Source organism: Streptomyces sp. APSN-46.1 (assembly GCF_022815725.1).
Taxonomy (GTDB): domain Bacteria; phylum Actinomycetota; class Actinomycetes; order Streptomycetales; family Streptomycetaceae; genus Streptomyces.
Genome location: NZ_JALGRF010000005.1, coordinates 189399 through 205819, shown reverse-complemented (window position 1 = coordinate 205819; position 16421 = coordinate 189399). Strand labels below are relative to the sequence as shown.

Sequence of the window (16421 nt, the reverse complement as noted above, 5' to 3'; positions counted from 1 at the left end):
CACCTTGACCAGTTCCGCACCGCAGGACACCGGCCGGCAGCAGGGCGAGCAGCGCCTGTGGTCGGTGGACGAGCACCTCGCGGACGTCCTCGCCGCCGTCCGGCCGCTGGAGCCCATCGAGCTCCAGCTGCTCGACGCCCAGGGCTGCGTCCTGGTCGAGGACGTCACCGTGCCCGTCGCCCTCCCGCCCTTCGACAACAGCTCCATGGACGGGTATGCCGTCCGTACCGCCGATGTCCAGGGTGCGAGCGAGGAGTTCCCGGCGGTGCTGACGGTCGTCGGGGACGTCGCGGCGGGCAGCGATGAGCTGCCCACCGTCGGCCCCGGCCAGGCCGCCCGCATCATGACCGGCGCCCCGCTGCCGCCCGGCGCCGAAGCCGTCGTACCGGTCGAGTGGACCGACGGCGGTACGGGAGGCGGCGCCGCGGCGGGGATGACCCCGGCCAGTGCCGCGCCCGAGGGCGCCGCGGGAGAGGTACGGGTGCACCGCGCGGCGCAGGCGCGGGCACACGTCCGCGCGCGCGGAAGCGACGTACAGGCCGGAGACCTGGCCCTGGCGGCCGGCACGGTGCTGGGGCCGCCGCAGATCGCGCTCCTGGCCGCGATCGGGCGGGCCACCGTACGGGTGCGGCCGCGCCCCCGGGTGGTCGTGCTGTCCACCGGCAGCGAGCTGGTCCAGCCGGGCGAGCCGCTCACCGCCGGGACGATCTACGACTCCAACAGCTTCGCGCTCGCCGCCGCCGCGCGGGACGCCGGGGCCATCGCCTACCGGGTGGGCGCGGTCACCGACGACGCCGACACCCTGCGCGCCACCATCGAGGACCAGCTGATCCGGGCCGACCTGCTGGTCACCACGGGCGGCGTCAGCGTCGGCGCGTACGACGTGGTCAAGGAGGCGTTGACGTCGGTCGGCTCCGGCGCGGACGGTGGTGTGGCCGGCGGCGCGGTGGTCGGGGGCGGCGGGGCGGTCGGGGGCGGCGTGGCCGGCGGCGGGGTGGACTTCCGCAAGCTCGCCATGCAGCCCGGCAAGCCGCAGGGCTTCGGCTCCATCGGCCCCGACCACATCCCGCTGCTGGCGCTGCCCGGCAACCCGGTGTCCTCGTACGTCTCGTTCGAGCTGTTCGTGCGTCCCGCGATCCGGGCGCTGATGGGCCTGCCCGACGTGACCCGGCCGAGCGTGCGCGCGGTGCTGAAGGCGGACAAGGCGCTGGGCTCCCCTGCGGGCCGCCGCCAGTTCCTGCGCGGCAAGTACGACGCGGAGAGCGGCACGGTCAGCCCGGTCGGCGGAACGGGCTCGCACCTGATCGCGGCCCTCGCGCACGCCGATGCGCTGATGGTCGTACCGGAGGACGTCACCTCGGTGGAGCCCGGGGCGGAGCTGGAAGTGGTCCTGCTCGGCTGAAGCCCGGCGGGTGCGGGTAGCGTGTTGCACCACACAGGCCCTTGCGGGGCCCGGAGCGGGAGCGGCACCAGATATGAGCACGCACAGCAGGCTGACGCACATCGACGAGGCCGGCGCGGCCCGGATGGTCGACGTCTCGGCGAAGGACGTCACCACCCGGACGGCGCGAGCCAGCGGGCGCGTCCTCGTCTCCCCCCGGGTGATCGAGCTGCTGCGGGGCGAGGGCGTACCGAAGGGTGATGCCCTCGCCACCGCGCGGATCGCCGGGATCATGGGGGCGAAGAAGACCCCCGACCTCATCCCGCTGTGCCACCCGCTCGCGGTGTCCGGGGTGAAGGTGGACCTGTCGGTCGCCGATGACGCCGTCGAGATCCTGGCCACCGTCAAGACGACCGACCGTACGGGCGTCGAGATGGAGGCGCTGACCGCCGTCGCGGTCGCCGGGCTCACGGTGATCGACATGGTGAAGGCCGTCGACAAGGGCGCCGTCATCACGGACGTCCGGGTGGAGGAGAAGACCGGCGGCAAGTCCGGCGACTGGAGCCGCGCGTGAACCCCCCGCGCGGCGGCGAGGCGCACAGCCACAGCCACGGGCCCGCCGCGGGCGAGGCCCGGCCGGCGCGGCCGCCGGCCGCCGGGGCTCCGCTCCTGCGCGGGCTGGTGGTCACCGCCTCCAACCGGGCCTCGCGGGGCGTGTACGCCGACAAGGGCGGCCCGCTGCTCGCCGAGGCCCTGGAGGAGCTCGGCTTCACGGTGGACGGCCCGCGGGTCGTTCCCGACGGGGACCCCGTGGAGCAGGCGCTGCGCGAGGGCGTGGCCGCCGGGTACGACGTCATCCTCACCACCGGCGGCACCGGCATCTCGCCGACCGACCGCACCCCGGACGCCACGGCGCGGGTGCTGGACTACGAGATCCCGGGCATTCCGCAGGCCATCCGGGCCGAGGGTCTGGCGAAGGTGCCGACCGCGGCACTGTCGCGGGGCCTGGCGGGCGTGGCGGGCCGCACCTTGATCGTGAACCTCCCGGGATCGACGGGCGGGGTCCGTGACGGCCTCGCGGTGCTGGGCCGGGTCCTGCCGCACGCCGTGGACCAGATCCGGGGCGGAGACCACCCCCGGCCCGGCGGCGACACGCCGGGCGCCGGGGGCGACGAGGGCACCGGGGGCGACGGCGCCGGGAGCGACCGCATCGGGAGCGACGGCACCGGGGGCGACAGCACCGGGAGCGACAGCTGAACGGCCCTTCCTGGCCGGTGGTCCTGGCGGACGGCGATGTCAGGCTCCGGCCGATAAAGCTCCGGGACCAGCGCGCCTGGCGTGAGGTCAACCGGCGCAACCGCGAATGGCTCCGGCCGTGGGAGGCCACGATTCCGCCGCCCGCGCCGTGGGGGCCGGTGATCCAGCGGCCCACGTACCGCCAGATGGTCCGCCATCTGCGGGCGGAGGCGAACGCGGGCCGGATGCTGCCGTTCGTCATCGAGTACCAGGGCCGGCTGGTCGGGCAGCTGACGGTCGCCGGGATCACCTGGGGCTCGATGTGCGCGGGTCACATCGGGTACTGGGTGGACCGCGAGGTCGCGGGGCGGGGCGTGATGCCGACGGCGGTCGCGCTCGCCGTGGACCACTGCTTCTTCAAGGTCGGGCTGCACCGCATCGAGGTGTGCATCCGCCCGGAGAACGGGCCGAGTCGGCGCGTCGTGGAGAAGCTCGGCTTCCGCGAGGAGGGAATGCGGCCGCGTTACCTCCACATCGACGGCGCGTGGCGGGACCATCTGGTCTTCGCGCTCACGGCGGAAGAGGTCCCGGAGGGGCTGCTGAACCGCTGGAAGCGGCGCAATCCCCAGCCGAATCGCTAATGCGTTCGAATTCCAAACGGAATCGTCCATAACCTGATCCGAAGAATCACAAAAAAAGTCCGTGATATCAGCCGGATCGTGCGACACACCGGCTCAATTGGCGGATCCCCTCGGCCGCGCCCCTCTACGGTGTGAGGGTGAGCAGCAGCGGCCTCATCTACGCAGTCATTGTCGGGGCCTGGGCCGCCTACTTGGTGCCCATGTGGCTCCGGAGGCAGGACGAGCTGAACGAAGCCCGTCCGACGGAACGCTTCTCCACCGCCATCCGGCTGCTTTCCGGCCGGGCGGGAATGGAGCGCCGTTACGCCAAGGGGCTGCGTGAACGCGGTGACCAGGAGGCGCAGGTCCCGCCCCAAGCGGACCCGGACGCCGCGACGGAAACGGTGAATTCCGTGGACGCCGCCGCCCGGGCCGTCGGCGTGCCCCCGACCAGGGCGGAACCCCGTTCGGCCGCGGCCGACCGGGTGGAGCGGGCGGAACGCGCCCGGCGCGAACAGCGCCTCCAGGTACTCGCCCGCCGCCGGCGCACCACCGCGCTCCTCTTCCTCGTCTTCACCCTCGGCGCCGTCGTCGCGGCGGTCGGCGGGCTCGGCTTCCTGTGGGCCCCGGGCGTGCCGGCGGTGCTGCTGAGCACGTACATCGTGCACCTGCGGATCCAGGAGCGGCGCCGGTACGAGTTCACCATGGACCGGCGGCGCGCCGAGGCGGCCGCGCGGCAGCTGCGCGAGAGCCGCCAGCGCCGGCGCCACCCCGAGTCCGCCGGGGGGCAGGGGAGCGCCGAGGGTGCCGAACCGGACCCCGCGCCACCGGTCTCCCCGCAAGAGGCGGGACGGCGCGCCCTGGTCGAGCAGACCGACCACGCCGAGTGGGTGGACCAGCAGCGCGAGCGCGAGCGCGGTCCGGCCCGCGGTGACAGCTGGGAGCCGGTCCCGGTCCCGCTGCCGACGTACGTGACGGCCCCGGTCGCCCCGCGCGCCACCGGCCCGTCCGCCCCGGACGGCTGGAGCTCGGCCCGCTCCAGCACGGCGGAGCCGACGGAGCCGCGCCTGCGCGCCCAGCCGCACGTACCGGCCCCCGCCCCGAGGCCGGAGTCGAAGGCGGACCCCCGCCCGCGCGGACGCGACCGCGGCCGGACGCCGCTGTTCGACCAGTACGAGGGCGAGGACCGCCCGCGCGCCGCGAACGAGTGAACAAGTGAACGGTGACCTGCGCGGACGCTCCCCGATATCGGTTTTGGAGCACCAGCGCCGGGATGCTAATGTTTCACACGTCGCAAGGGCCTGTGGCGCAGTCTGGTAGCGCACCTCGTTCGCATCGAGGGGGTCTGGGGTTCAAATCCCCACAGGTCCACAGACGACAGTTCTTGAGTAGCTCTCAAGGATCGTCACGAGATCCCGTTCAGCCGAAAGGCTGAGCGGGATCTCTGCGTTTCTGCGGCATGTTCGAGCCGGTGTCCGATTGCCCGTCCCGGTGCTTGGCCGACCAGGGACAGGGGTGAAGGGGATTCCTGGGGGCGGTTCGCGTGGATGCGACGCTTCCGGCCGTCTGGAGGCATGACGGCTCGCGGCTCGTGGCGCCGGTTCTCAGGTGTTCGTTTGGATCATCCGTGTTCTTGGAGGCGGGAGGCCGGCCGGGATGGGGCTGCGGTTCTCGTGGGCGTAGGCCGTGACATCGGTGGCGACGCTGGTGAGGACGCTCTGTGTGCCGGTGGTCTGGTGCCAGCTGTGAAGGATGGCCAGGTTGACCGAGCAGATCATCAGGGCGAGGAGGATGGTCTGGCGACGATGCGGTGGGCCTGTGTGCGCATCCGATGACCTGACCTGCCGGTAGGGGCCTTGGAAGGCCCCTGCGCGACGTCCCAGTGGTAGTTGGTGTCCCACCGCCAGGAGGCCCACACCGCGGCACCGAGGCAGATGGCTCCGAACAGGACGGGGACTGCTCTTGGGTTCACGCTTGCTGCTGGGCGCGAACGGTTTCACGGTCCGGGCTGGTCGCCATGGTCGCCGACGGTGCGGTGCGGGGCCAGGTCCAGGCGTACCGCAGGATGAGGGCGAGAACGATCACTTCCAGTGCGACGCCAAGGCCGTAGAAGTACGTCCAGGACTCGCCCACCGCGTTGAATGCCGCGAAGGGGATCTGTACCGAGGCCACGATGAGGTTCGTGATGCGGTTCGCCCGGGCGGGCAGCGTCATCGACAGCACGACCATGAGGATCGGGATCGCCATGAGCGCGAGGAAGGCGGTCAACAACGTCTGGCTGATGTCGAACTCCCAGACGACGCCGACCAGGATGTCATCGATGACGCCGGGCTTGAAGAAGGCGAGAATGTCCACGTAGACGTACAGGAACATGAAGCTTGTCCACGCTGCGGCGAGCTTGGCTCTCACCGGGATCCGCTGGTCTTCCAGTGTGGTGGTGGGTTGACGTGTCCTCATCATGGGCTCCGTTGTTGTGGTGAGGATCGGTAGGTCCACGATCGCTGAGCCCGGCGGCGGGCACATCGGCGTCGAGGCCGGACCCGCCTCGGCCGTTGGGAGGAGCGGCGTCTCGTTCTTTCGGTCGGTCCCCGACGCCTCGGCGGTCCCTAGGCTAGGTGTGTGATGACCAACGCCCTGAGCTCGCTGTGGGCCGAGCCCCGCGCCACGGACGCTCCCGAACGGGTGTCGCGCGACTGGGTGCTGGTCGGGGTGTTGATGGTGACGGCGCTGCTCGAGGGAGTCCTCCGGGACGACGTCGCCTGGCGGCCGTTCGCGACGATCGTGGCGGTCGGACTTGCGCCGGTGCTGCTGTGGCGGCGTACCCACCCGTTGGTCTGCGTCGTGGTGGGCTTCGGCACCGGCATGGCGTTGGGACTGGCGAGCCTGCTGGGCGGGATCCCGGGCGTGGGCCTGAACACGATGATCTACATCCTGGTGCTCGTCTACGCGCTGGTCCGCTGGGGCTCAGGGCGCGAGATCGTGATCGGGCTGGCGGTGGTGGCGGTCGCTGCGGTATTCAGCATTGCGACCGACTACACCGGGCCGGCCGAGCTCTTCGGCGGGTTCGCCGTCCTGGCGGCGGCGGCGGCGGGCGGAGCGGCGTTCCGCTACCGCGCCGAGAGTTGGCGCCGGGCGTTGGACCAGATCCGCAGCCAGGAGCGGGTCGGCCTCGCGCGCGAGCTGCACGACATGGTCGCCCACCACGTCTCGGCGATCGCTGTGCAGGCGCAGGCGGGCCGGGCGATGGCCGGGCAGCGACCTGAAGCGGCGCTCGAGACGCTGGCGGTCATCGAAGGGGAAGCGTCGCGGAGGCTCGCGGAGATGCGGGCGATGGTCCGGGTGCTGCGCGACGGAGCGCCGGCGGAGTACGCCCCCCAGCCCGGCGTTGCCGACCTGGTGTCCCTCGCCCGCCGCGACCCGGTCCCGGTCGTCGACGTGGAGTTGCCAGATGACCTGGACGAACTTCCGCTCCAGGTCGACGCGGCGGTCTACCGGCTGGCGCAAGAGGCGCTGACCAACGCCCTGCGGCACGCCCGCAACGCCTCGCGTGTGGAGATCCGGGTCGTAGAGGGCGCGGGAAGGCTGCGACTACGCGTGACCGACGACGGACAGATCGACCCGGCACGGTCGGTGAACCACGGCTTCGGGCTGCTGGGGATGACCGAGCGCGTGCAGCTGCTCGGCGGCACGCTGCGTGCCGGGCCTGCGCCCGAGGGCGGGTGGACGGTCGACGCCGAACTGCCGACGAAGGTACGCCGATGACGGTGCGCGTGCTGGTGGCCGACGACCAAGATCTGGTGCGCACCGGCCTGTCGATGATCCTTGACGCGCAGCCCGACATCGAGGTCGTCGGCCAGGCCGCCGACGGCCACGCCGCCGTCGAGCTGGCGCATCGGCTCCGCCCCGACGTGTGCCTGGTCGACATCCAGATGCCCGGGCTCGACGGCATCGAGGTGACCGAGCTCCTCGCAGGGCGGGGCGTCCCGGACCCGATCGCGGTAGTGGTGATCACGACATTCGACCTCGACGAGTACGTCCAGGGCGCGCTCCGGGCCGGCGCCCGAGGCTTTCTGCTCAAGGACGCCGGGCCGGAGCTGCTCGTCCAGGCCGTCCATGCCGCCGCCGTCGGCGATGCCCTGATCGCGCCGAACATCACCCGGCGGCTGCTAGCCACCCTCGCCGCCAGGGAACCGTCGAGCCGACGGACCCAACCGATCGAGCCGCTCACCGAACGCGAGGAGGAGGTGCTGACGCTGGTCGCCCGTGGCCGCACGAACGCCGAGATCGCCGCCGAGCTATTCATCGGCTTGACGACCGCCAAGACCCACGTCGCCAGCCTGCTGACCAAAATCGGCGCCCGAAACAGGGTCGAGATCGCGATGTGGGCGTACGACACCGGCCGGGTGGGGGACTGAACCGAACCTGACGTGCATGCTAGCCCGTTTGGGTGAACGGCGCGTCGCCCCGAGACGCACCTATCTCGACAACGCCCGCACGCTCGACGCCCACGCCATGAGCCACCGCGACGCCCACGACCTCATCCGCCAACTCGCCAAATAGAGCCGCGCGGCAGTTCGAGCCCCGACCTCCTGCCGCGCCCGACCCGTCAGAATGAGAGACCCAGCTCGCCCCGGCGGAGGCCGGCAGGACTCGATCTTCGGTGACCCCGAGCTAGCCGTTGGGCTCAATGAGCAGCATCCAGGCACCCACAGTCGTCAAGGTGACCAGCTGACGGTCGCCATCCTCCAGGTCGTACTGGGCGAAGGCGGCGTCGACGACCGCGGCTATGCCCGCAAGGGCACCTCTGGTCGCCCCTCGAGCCGGGACACCACCTCAGCAGGCGACAGGCCCCGCACCAAGGTGAAGCAGTATGCCTCGGCGATGTCGGGAAATTCGTTCTCGAACCACACGTAGTCCGCTCCGGTCTTCGTCATGCCGCCCATCCTTGCTCCTGTCTCTGACAGGGGAGGGCACCTGGTCCGCCAGCGCGGTGGGAAACGATCTCCGTCGGTCTGGGAAGCGATTTTCGTCCGCCTCTGGAGTGCCTGGTCAGCGGTACTCGTGAACAGCCCACAGACGACAGTTCCCGAGTAGCTCTCGGAAACGTCACGAGATCCCGTCCGGTCGAAAGACCGGGCGGGATCTCGGCGTTTCCGGGGTCTGTCGCGAGGACTCGATGCCGGGGACGCCGGATACGTTGCACCGCAACGGAGTTCCCGGGTGGGCGCGCAGGCCGAAGGCCCGGCTGCCCGCACCGTGCGGGCGGGCAGCCGGGCCTTCGGGGTCAGCTCTGCTGGAGCTTCAGGCGGAAGGCCGGGCAGACGTCGGGGTCGCTGTCGTCGTAGACGAAGACCCGCTTGGCGTCGATGCCGATGGAGAGCTTGTCGAGGGTGTCGCCCGAGGTGACCTCTGACGGATCGTCGAACTGCATCCGGATCAGGGACCTGCCCTTCGGGGGGCGGGCATCCTCCACCTCCCAGGTGCCGGAGCCGGTGAAGGCTTTGCCCGGCTGGGATTTGTGGAAGTTGCCGGTGGGCCAGTTCACCGCCGTGAGGGTGCCTCCCCGGTTGGCACCAGGGGTGGCCGTAAGGGTGAGGCGGACGCCCTCGGCCTCACGGGACCCCTCGTAGGTGCCGACGAGCTGAGCGGCGCTCGCCGTCGTCGACGCCTCCGGGACGCAGCGTTCGAAGGCGTCCGAGCCGCAGGCGGTGAGCGAGCCGACCAGGATGGTCAGGGCTGCCGCGGTGCGGCGGATGCGGTGTGATCGGTGTTGCACGGGACTACTTTCCGTCTGCCGGGATGCGCTCGGTCCAGGTGATCTTCTGATCGATGGTGGACAGCATGCCCTCCTCGCGGTTCGTCTTCTCCAGCCAGTCGTAATAGCCGATGTAATGGAGGAGCGACTCGTTGCTCGTCTTGTTGTTCAGGGTGTACTCCACGACGAGCGAGCCGTCAGGATCCTGGCCCTTCACGCTGTAGTCGAGGGAGTACGAGCCCACGAAGGCCTCGCCGAGGTGTTCCTCGTCATTGGTGAAGATCGCCGGGAGGTCGGTGGTGACAAGCTTCTTGAGTGCGCCGATCTTTCCGTCCTTGGAGATCGAGTAGCTGACGGTGCCTTCCTGGGTCCCCGTCCCCTTGTCCCGCCAGTCGGCGAGGGTGTCGGCCCGGAGCTGGTCCATGCTCACGCTCTTCTTGATGAGCTCCGTCATCTTGTCGCCGTCGTGGTACTCGCGGTCTCGTGGGCCGTTGCCGGTGCCGTAGTCCCAGCCCAGCGAGTACGCGCCTTCCCGCTGCGTGGCGGGGTACGGGTCCTTGCCCTGCATCGCGAGGTTGAGGGCGTTGTAGTCGTCATGGGAGATCTTGTCGGTCGAGTCGGTGTTCTTGTGCTGCGGGTTGCTGTTGAACCACTGACCGAGTCCGACATCGGACATCAGGGCGAACGCCATGTTCCGGTCGGCGATGATGCCCCGCTTCACGATGGCGTTGATCTCCTGTTGGGCTCCTTCGATGGCCTTCGCCTCCGGGGAGTCCTTCTCGATCACCTTGCACTGGCCGTCGAACACCGTGGTGGCGGCGGCCCCGCTGGCCTGGATGAAGACGCCTTTCTCCTGGGCGCGCCGGACGGCGTCCTGGAGGTCCTTCTTCACCGATTTGAAGTCGCCGAGGGCATCTTCCATGACTCCGATCGCCGCCTGGGCGACCTTGGCGGCCGACTCGATCTGCCGCTCGATGTCGTCGATCATCCGCCAGGCGTACGGGGCCGCAGCGCCCTCCCAGTAGCCCTTGTCCCGCAGCGGCGTGAGCATTTCGTCGTGGACGCGCTTGGGCAGCTTCGTGAGGGCGTCGTGCGTGGTGCGCCACTGCGTGACGAGCTTCTCCAGTGGCCCGAGGTCGGTTTCCAGGATCTCCTGGTAGAAGTTGCTCATCAGAGGCCCTCCAGCCCCGAGCGGCGGGTGACGCCCTTGAACGACTGCTCGATCTCGACATTGGTCTTGCTGTAGTCCCGGGCCCCTGCGCGCAGGCTCTCGGCGATGTGCGCCAGCCAGCCCGCGACGGTGCCCGCTTGCTTCTCCCACTGCTTGTGGGCCGCCTTGATGGCGTCGCCCGAGTCCCAGCCCGCCATCGCGGTGACGGCCGCCCGCGCCGGCTCCTCCAGCGCGGCCGCAGGCTTGGTGAAGGCGGTGTGGATCTCGTCCGCCCTGCCTGCCGCCGTGTTGAGGACCGCGGGCTCGATCTTGAGCCGGTCCTGGGGCGGGCCGCCGGGTGCGGGTGCGAAGGGCGGGGTGCCGAAGAGCGGGGGCTGTTGGGGGCCGAGCAACGGGGGCTGCTGGTAGAGGGGCGACGTGGGACGCAGCGGGACGGGCGTCAGCGGGTCCACGTAACTGTTGGCTGGGGGCGCCTGGACGAGGCCCCCTCGCCACTCGGCGTTGTGCCGCTTGAGCTCATCCGGGGTCAGCGGAAGCTTGGCCGGTTCGGGCAGCTTGTCGTCGGCCATGTGTGGATTCCCCCTGTGCGCCAACGCGATACGAACAAATTTGCGCTCCTACTTTAGGTGAGGGGGCGGGGCGTCGTTCCCGAGTAGCTTTCGGGGAACGTCACGAGATCCCGTCCGGTCGAAAGACCGGACGGGATCGTTGTCGGCGGGGGATCTGACGCCGAGGCGGCACCCTGGTGATGGTGGTGCCGCCCTGGCTGCTGTCGGTCGTGCGCCCCGGCGTTACTGCTTCACGTACAGGCGCGTCGGGTCGATGTTCGAGAACATCTTGTGATATGTCGCTCCGCCGACGCGCGAGCCGTGCATCTGCATCTGCTTGTAGTAGACGGTCGGGACGGCCGGTACGACCTGCTTCGCGATGAAGTCGCTCAGCTGCATCCACGCCGCCGCGGCCTCCTGCGGGTCGGTCATGGCCTGGATGCTGTCGATCCGCCGGTTGATCCGCCGGTCGTTGACCATCGAGTAGTTCGACGCGCCGTCGGCGACCGTACGGCCGTCGAAGACGGGCGGGATGACGGTCAGGCCGCTCGGCCAGTCGGCGCCCCAGGCCGACGCGTACATGTCGTACGTGTTGTCGGTCTTGCCGATCACGTCGTAGTAGTAGCGGCCCGTGATCGGGAAGCGCTCCACGTCGAAACCGGCCTTCTCCAGCGCGGTCTCGATCTTCGCCGAGTACGCCTGGCCCTGCTCGGTGTCCACGAAGGCGTAGCGGATCTTCATGCCCAGCTTGTTGTGGCGCTTGAGGATCTCGCGGGCCTTGTCCGGGCGGCCCTGCGGGTACGCGATCTTGCCGAGCGGGTCGCTCTTCTTGTAGCCGGCGAGGGTCGGGCTGATGAAGCTGCCGGCCAGCTCGGCGCCGTAGCCGCCGCCCTGCGCGTCGTACACCGCCTGCGTCGGGACGGCGTACGCGAGCGCGAGGCGCAGGTCGCGGCTGGTGATCCGCTTGGTGTTGAAGTTGATCTGGGCGACGTACGACTGGTGGCCGGCGAGGGTGCGCCCGGCCATCTGCGGGTTCGCCATGATCTCGGGGATGAAGGCCTTGTCGACCGAGTTGGTGAAGGTGGTCGTGGTCTGGTCCTCGCCCGTGTCGGTCATCATCCGGCGGGTGAAGTCGGCGTTCGAGACGCCGAAGGAGATCTGGAAGCGGTCCGGGTACTGGTGCCGGGAGGCGTCCGTGGCCGGGTTCCACTCGGCGTTGCGGACCAGCGTCATGGACGTGCCCGGCTTGAATTCGAGGATCTTGTACGGGCCGGACGCGACCGGCGCCAGGTCGTACGCCTCCTTGGTGTCCTTCGCCCGCGGCACCGCGCCGTAGCCGGCGAGGGAGAGGGCGTAGGGGAGGTCGGGCTGCGCCTTCTCGAAGTGGAAGACGACCGTCTTCGCGTCGGGCGTGGACAGGACGGAGTCCTGTAGGTGGTTGCCCTCGTACGGGCCGCCGGGGAGCAGGTCGCGGTAGTCCGTGCCGTTGGTGCCGGCCAGCCACTGCTGGAGGTAGGTCGGGCCGCTGTTGATGAACGGCGCGAAGAGCCGCTCGACGGAGTGGCGGATGTCGGTGGAGGTGATCGGCGTGCCGTCCTCCCACTTGATCCCGTCCTTGAGCGTGTACGTCCAGGTCTTGCCGCCGTCGCTCATCCGGCCGCTGTCCGTGGCCAGGTCGCCCACGATGGAGTACGCGCCGGAGTCGTCCAGCTTGTAGGTGGTCAGTCCGCGGTGCAGGAGCGTGGCGAGCTGTGCCTGGTTGTTGACGTACACCTGGGCGGGGTCGAGGTGGCCGAAGGTGTCGCGCTGGAGCACGTTGACCGTGCCGCCGCCGGTGCCGCCGGGGACGGCCTGGGCCGGGCCGGTGGAGCCGGCCGCGTCGGCGAAGGTGATCTGGGAGGAGTCGGCCAGGGCGGACCCGGCGGCGGCCGGGGCCGCTGTCGTGCTCGTGGTGTCGGCGGCCGGCGCGGCTGTCGCGGCTGTCGCGGTGAGGATCAGGGAACCTGCGGCGAGTGCCACGGCGGCGGTTCTGGACCGGAAAATAGGCGATATATCTGTCATCAGACGCTTCCCCAGCTGAATGAAGAGTGAAGATCACGGCGGACGGCCTGGCACTGACCGGTTCGGTCGCGGTGCCTGTCCGTCGGTCCGGGTGTCGCCGTCCGTATCGCCGGCCCCCACCGGCACGATCGGCTGAACTTCCCTGCCTGCGGCGCCAGTTGGTCCTGAGCGAGAAGGGCGCCGCGGTCTGGGCGCGACTCTTCCAGCGTGAGTGTGTACAGGTCAATAGGTTCGGAACCCGCACCAGTCGCCCGGATGGTTCGGAAAAGTGCAAGCGGAAACGGGACCGGCCCGCGCCTGGGGGACCAGGGGCGGGCCGGTGGTGACGCGGACGTCGGGCTGACGCGGGGGGTCAGGCGCGGAGGGCGGCCATCCAGGCCTCGACCTCGTCCGCCTGCCGGGGCAGGGCCGCCGAGAGGTTCTCGTTGCCGTCCTCGGTGACGAGGATGTCGTCCTCGATCCGGACGCCGATGCCCCGGTACTCCGCGGGCACCGTCAGGTCGTCCACCTGGAAGTACAGACCGGGCTCGACGGTCAGGCACATGCCCGGCTCCAGCGTGCCGTTGACGTACAGCTCGGTGCGGGCCGCGGCGCAGTCGTGGACGTCCATGCCGAGCATGTGGCCGGTGCCGTGCATGGTCCAGCGGCGGTGCAGGCCCAGCTCCCAGACCTTCTCCAGGTCCATGTCGCCGAACAGGCCCCACGAGACGAGCTTCTCGGCCAGCACGCGCTGCGCGGCGTGGTGGAAGTCCCGGTAGTCGGCGCCCGGCCGCACGGCGGCGATTCCGGCCTCCTGGGCCTCGTACACGGCGTCGTAGATCTTGCGCTGGAGCGGGGTGAAGCGGCCGTCGATGGGCAGCGTGCGGGTCACGTCGGCGGTGTAGAGGTTGCGGGTCTCCACGCCGGCGTCGAGCAGCAGCAGCTCGCCGGCGCGGACCGCGCCGTCGTTGCGCACCCAGTGGATGGTGGTGGCGTGCGGGCCGGCGGCGGCGATGGTGCTGTAGCCGACGTCGTTGCCCTCGACGCGGGCGCGCAGGAAGAACGTCCCTTCGATGTAGCGCTCGGAGGTGGCCTCGGCCTTGTCGAGGACCTTGACGACGTCCTCGAAGCCGCGGGCGGTGGACTCGCAGGCGTAGCGCAGCTCGGCGATCTCGAAGTCGTCCTTGACGCGGCGCATCTCGGAGAGGAAGACGCGGAACTCCTCGTCGCTCTCGGCGGTCACCTTGTCGTTCAGGGCGGCCTCGATGCCGGCGTCGTAGCCGCGCAGGACGCGGACCCGGCCGGTCGCCTCGGTGAGCGCGGCGGCCAGCGTGCGAACGTCCTCGCAGGGCAGGCCGAGGAGCCGCTCGTTCTCGGTGAGGCTGTTGCGCCGGCCGTCCCACAGCTCGCCCCGGCCGGAGAGCCAGAACTCGCCGTTCTCACGGTCGGAACGGGGGAGCAGGTAGGCGGTGGCCTTGTGGCCGCCGTCCTGCGACGGCTCCAGGACCAGCGCGCCGTCCTGGGTCTGGTCACCCGTCAGGTAGGCGTAGTCGGAGGACGCGCGGAAGGAGTAGTCCGTGTCGTTGGCCCGGACCTTCAGGTTGCCGGCGGGGATCACCAGGCGCTCGCCGGGGAAGCGGGCGGAGAGCTCGGAGCGGCGGCGGGCGGTGTGCGCGGCCTGCGCGATGGGCTCCAGGTCGTGGCGCTCGGTGTCGGCCCAGCCCTGCTTCATGTTCTCGGCCAGCTCGTCGCTCACGCCGCCGGTCAGGCCGTTCTTCCGCTGCTCTATGGCCTCGGTCTGCTCGTCCTCGGTGGTCTCCGGGGTCTGGAGCTCCTGGCCGGGGTCCTGGCTCTCGGACGTCGCCTGGGTCACGACTGCCTCCTGAATCGAATCGTCACGACGGCCTCCGCGTCGCGTGAGGCCGCCAGCCATCGTATGGGTGGCCGGGCGTCGGGCGGATCTCAGCCCGTGAGATGAGCCATGGATGAGCGCATGGGCGGCCGATGCCGGACTTATCGACGCGCCGATGGCGGGTGCGGGAATTCTGGACGGGTAATGGGGGTGACGGTCGAATCATTTAATCCGCGTCGTTGAAAAGGCTCGCCCGTTGCCGGGGTTCACGTATGTGACCCGCGTACGGTGGTTTTCGCGCCACCCGGGTGAACCATGATTGCCCTGCTCAGCCGCTTGTGGAGCCGCATTCACGGGTATTGACACGGCTTGGTAACGCCCCTACTGTGGAGCCGCTGTTGGGCAGCGGGGGCGCGGGTATCGGCACAGTCAGATGGGGAATCAATTGATTCCTGACGTGTGGTGGGACTGGGTTTTCCGGCTGGGGATCGCCGGAATTTTCCGGGATAGCCATTTCGCACTGACGGGGGCGTTGTGTCCGAGGGTACGTCTGAGTCGAAGTCCGGACTCGGAACCTATTTACGACTGCTTCGGGAACCGGGCGCCGCGGCGCTGGGATTCTGGGGAATGGTCGGCCGCTTTCCGATTGCCATGCGCTCCGTCAGCTGTCTGCTGCTGATCTCGGCGTTCACCGGGTCGATGGCCCAGGCCGGGACGGTGGCCGCGGCCATGCTGGTCTCGCAGGGCGTGGCCAGCCCGGTGCTCGGACGCATGGCCGACCGGGTCAGCCAGCGGAAGGTGCTGCTCACCGCGGCCCTGGCACACGCGGCGGGGATGACGACCCTGCTGGTGTCGATCGTGCTCAAGGCCCCGCTGTGGCTGATGATCGTCGCGGCCGTGGCCGCCGGGTGCACCTCGGTCTCGTTCACCTCGTTCATGCGGGCGCGGTGGGCGACGATGGTCGGGCCGGGGCTGCTGCGCGCGGCCTACGCCATGGAGTCCATGCTGGACGACACGATCTTCCTGGTCGGGCCGCTGCTGGTCACGGTGTTGGCCTCGGCGGTGCACCCGGCCGCGGGCCTGGTCGCCTGCCTGGTCCTGACCACCGTCGGGTCCGTGGCCGTCGCGCTGCACCGCCGGTCGGAGCCGGTGTCCGAGCCGACGCCCGGCCGCGGTCCCGAGCGGGCGCTCGGGGTGCCCGGCGTCTGGGTGCTGATGATCGCCTACGCCGGGATGGGCTTCCAGTTCGGCGCGGTCGACGTCACGATGATCGCCTTCGCCCGGGAACGCTCGACGCCCGGGCTGGCCGGCGTGTTCATCTCGCTGATCGCCGTGGGCAGCCTGATCGCCGGCCTGGTCTACGGCTCGGCGAACTGGCGCCTGTCGCAGGCGCGGTTGCTGGCGGTCACCACCGGCCTGCTGACACTCGGGGTGGTTCCCCTGGCCTTCGTGGAATCCCCCCTGGTCATGTGCTTCCTCGTCGTCGTCGCGGGCATCGCGATCTCCCCGGCGCTGATCGCGGGCAGCACGCTGCTGGAGTCACTGGCCCCGAAGAGCGCCCTCTCGGAGGCGTTCTCCTGGCTCACCAGTTTCGGGGCCCTCGGTATCGCCTCGGGTACGGCGGTGGGCGGGCAACTGGCCGATCTGGGCAGTTCCGCGCACGCCGCGTGGGCGGGCGTCGGCGGAGGGGCCGTCGCCCTGGTTCTGAGCCTCGCGGGCCAGTCGGCCCTGCGCGGGAGCGGGCCGGTCACGGAACCGGCTTCCAAAAAAATGGCGGTACAAGATCAATGAACGGTGAGGACGATGAGGACAGAGTGG

The 16421-nt window shown here is 70.3% G+C and carries 16 protein-coding genes and 1 tRNA gene; 9 read left to right on the top strand and 8 right to left on the bottom strand.

All coding sequences use genetic code 11. The annotated features are described in order from the left end of the window. Positions 1-4: 4 nt before the first annotated feature. The 6 genes from glp to MTF65_RS17160 all read left to right on the top strand — a co-directional run bounded on the left by glp (position 5) and on the right by MTF65_RS17160 (position 4608). The gene (gene glp, locus MTF65_RS17185) at positions 5-1402 is read left to right on the top strand and encodes a gephyrin-like molybdotransferase Glp (protein WP_243629579.1); all 1398 of its coding nucleotides are present in this window, start codon (positions 5-7) and stop codon (positions 1400-1402) included. Between the two features lie 73 nt (positions 1403-1475). After that, positions 1476-1955, top strand: coding sequence for a cyclic pyranopterin monophosphate synthase MoaC (gene moaC / locus MTF65_RS17180; protein ID WP_008741807.1), 480 nt, complete (start codon positions 1476-1478; stop codon positions 1953-1955). Positions 1956-2050: 95 nt separating this feature from the next. Continuing rightward, positions 2051-2638, top strand: coding sequence for a molybdenum cofactor biosynthesis protein B (locus MTF65_RS17175; RefSeq protein ID WP_243629739.1), 588 nt, complete (start codon positions 2051-2053; stop codon positions 2636-2638). Between the two features lie 17 nt (positions 2639-2655). After that, positions 2656-3258, top strand: a complete 603-nt coding sequence (locus tag MTF65_RS17170) for a GNAT family N-acetyltransferase (protein ID WP_243629578.1) — start codon at positions 2656-2658, stop codon at positions 3256-3258. Between the two features lie 137 nt (positions 3259-3395). Next, positions 3396-4448 (top strand): hypothetical protein, encoded by a 1053-nt coding sequence (locus MTF65_RS17165; protein ID WP_243629577.1) that lies wholly within the window; start codon positions 3396-3398, stop codon positions 4446-4448. An 86-nt stretch (positions 4449-4534) separates the two neighbouring features. Next, positions 4535-4608, top strand: a tRNA-Ala gene (locus tag MTF65_RS17160). 233 nt (positions 4609-4841) lie between these two features. Here MTF65_RS17160 and MTF65_RS17155 read toward each other — a convergent pair. Continuing rightward, a complete protein-coding gene (locus tag MTF65_RS17155) occupies positions 4842-5015 on the bottom strand; it encodes a hypothetical protein (RefSeq protein ID WP_243629576.1) in 174 nt (57 codons plus the stop codon). Between the two features lie 190 nt (positions 5016-5205). Next, entirely contained in the window at positions 5206-5694 is a 489-nt protein-coding gene (locus tag MTF65_RS17150) for a DUF6326 family protein (protein ID WP_243629575.1), read from the bottom strand. A 165-nt stretch (positions 5695-5859) separates the two neighbouring features. Here MTF65_RS17150 and MTF65_RS17145 point away from each other — a divergent pair, with 165 nt between their 5' ends. Both MTF65_RS17145 and MTF65_RS17140 read left to right on the top strand, forming a co-directional pair. Further along, on the top strand, positions 5860-6999 hold the full coding sequence (locus MTF65_RS17145; protein WP_243629738.1) for a sensor histidine kinase: 1140 nt from the start codon (positions 5860-5862) through the stop codon (positions 6997-6999). Continuing rightward, positions 6996-7652 carry a response regulator transcription factor gene (locus MTF65_RS17140; RefSeq protein WP_243629574.1) on the top strand — a complete coding sequence of 219 codons (657 nt, stop codon included), beginning with the start codon at positions 6996-6998 and terminating at the stop codon, positions 7650-7652. The genes MTF65_RS17145 and MTF65_RS17140 overlap by 4 nt, the downstream gene beginning before the upstream one ends. Positions 7653-8021: 369 nt before the next feature. Here MTF65_RS17140 and MTF65_RS17135 read toward each other — a convergent pair whose 3' ends face one another. The 6 genes from MTF65_RS17135 to MTF65_RS17110 all read right to left on the bottom strand — a co-directional run bounded on the left by MTF65_RS17135 (position 8022) and on the right by MTF65_RS17110 (position 14624). Further along, the gene (locus MTF65_RS17135; protein WP_243629573.1) at positions 8022-8171 is read right to left on the bottom strand and encodes a DUF6461 domain-containing protein; all 150 of its coding nucleotides are present in this window, start codon (positions 8169-8171) and stop codon (positions 8022-8024) included. Between the two features lie 350 nt (positions 8172-8521). Next, entirely contained in the window at positions 8522-9013 is a 492-nt protein-coding gene (locus MTF65_RS17130) for a hypothetical protein (protein WP_243629572.1), read from the bottom strand. A gap of 4 nt (positions 9014-9017) precedes the next feature. Further along, positions 9018-10163, bottom strand: a complete 1146-nt coding sequence (locus tag MTF65_RS17125; RefSeq protein ID WP_243629571.1) for a hypothetical protein — start codon at positions 10161-10163, stop codon at positions 9018-9020. Continuing rightward, positions 10163-10732, bottom strand: coding sequence for a type VII secretion target (locus MTF65_RS17120; protein ID WP_243629570.1), 570 nt, complete (start codon positions 10730-10732; stop codon positions 10163-10165). The genes MTF65_RS17125 and MTF65_RS17120 overlap by 1 nt, the downstream gene beginning before the upstream one ends. Positions 10733-10954: 222 nt before the next feature. Beyond that, positions 10955-12730, bottom strand: a complete 1776-nt coding sequence (locus MTF65_RS17115) for an ABC transporter substrate-binding protein (protein WP_308407183.1) — start codon at positions 12728-12730, stop codon at positions 10955-10957. Between the two features lie 394 nt (positions 12731-13124). Continuing rightward, positions 13125-14624, bottom strand: coding sequence for an aminopeptidase P family protein (locus MTF65_RS17110; protein ID WP_243629568.1), 1500 nt, complete (start codon positions 14622-14624; stop codon positions 13125-13127). A gap of 630 nt (positions 14625-15254) precedes the next feature. Here MTF65_RS17110 and MTF65_RS17105 point away from each other — a divergent pair. After that, the gene (locus tag MTF65_RS17105; RefSeq protein ID WP_243629567.1) at positions 15255-16394 is read left to right on the top strand and encodes an MFS transporter; all 1140 of its coding nucleotides are present in this window, start codon (positions 15255-15257) and stop codon (positions 16392-16394) included. Positions 16395-16421 lie beyond the last annotated feature (27 nt).

Excerpts from the sequence above, each read along its gene's own strand:
- moaC (WP_008741807.1), top strand. The coding sequence starts at position 1,476 with ATGAGCACGCACAGCAGGCTGACGCACATCGACGAGGCCGGCGCGGCC.
- MTF65_RS17155 (WP_243629576.1), bottom strand. The coding sequence starts at position 5,015 with ATGATCTGCTCGGTCAACCTGGCCATCCTTCACAGCTGGCACCAGACC.
- MTF65_RS17150 (WP_243629575.1), bottom strand. The coding sequence starts at position 5,694 with ATGAGGACACGTCAACCCACCACCACACTGGAAGACCAGCGGATCCCG.
- MTF65_RS17145 (WP_243629738.1), top strand. The coding sequence starts at position 5,860 with ATGACCAACGCCCTGAGCTCGCTGTGGGCCGAGCCCCGCGCCACGGAC.
- MTF65_RS17140 (WP_243629574.1), top strand. The coding sequence starts at position 6,996 with ATGACGGTGCGCGTGCTGGTGGCCGACGACCAAGATCTGGTGCGCACC.
- MTF65_RS17135 (WP_243629573.1), bottom strand. The coding sequence starts at position 8,171 with ATGACGAAGACCGGAGCGGACTACGTGTGGTTCGAGAACGAATTTCCC.
- MTF65_RS17125 (WP_243629571.1), bottom strand. The coding sequence starts at position 10,163 with ATGAGCAACTTCTACCAGGAGATCCTGGAAACCGACCTCGGGCCACTG.
- MTF65_RS17120 (WP_243629570.1), bottom strand. The coding sequence starts at position 10,732 with ATGGCCGACGACAAGCTGCCCGAACCGGCCAAGCTTCCGCTGACCCCG.
- MTF65_RS17105 (WP_243629567.1), top strand. The coding sequence starts at position 15,255 with ATGCGCTCCGTCAGCTGTCTGCTGCTGATCTCGGCGTTCACCGGGTCG.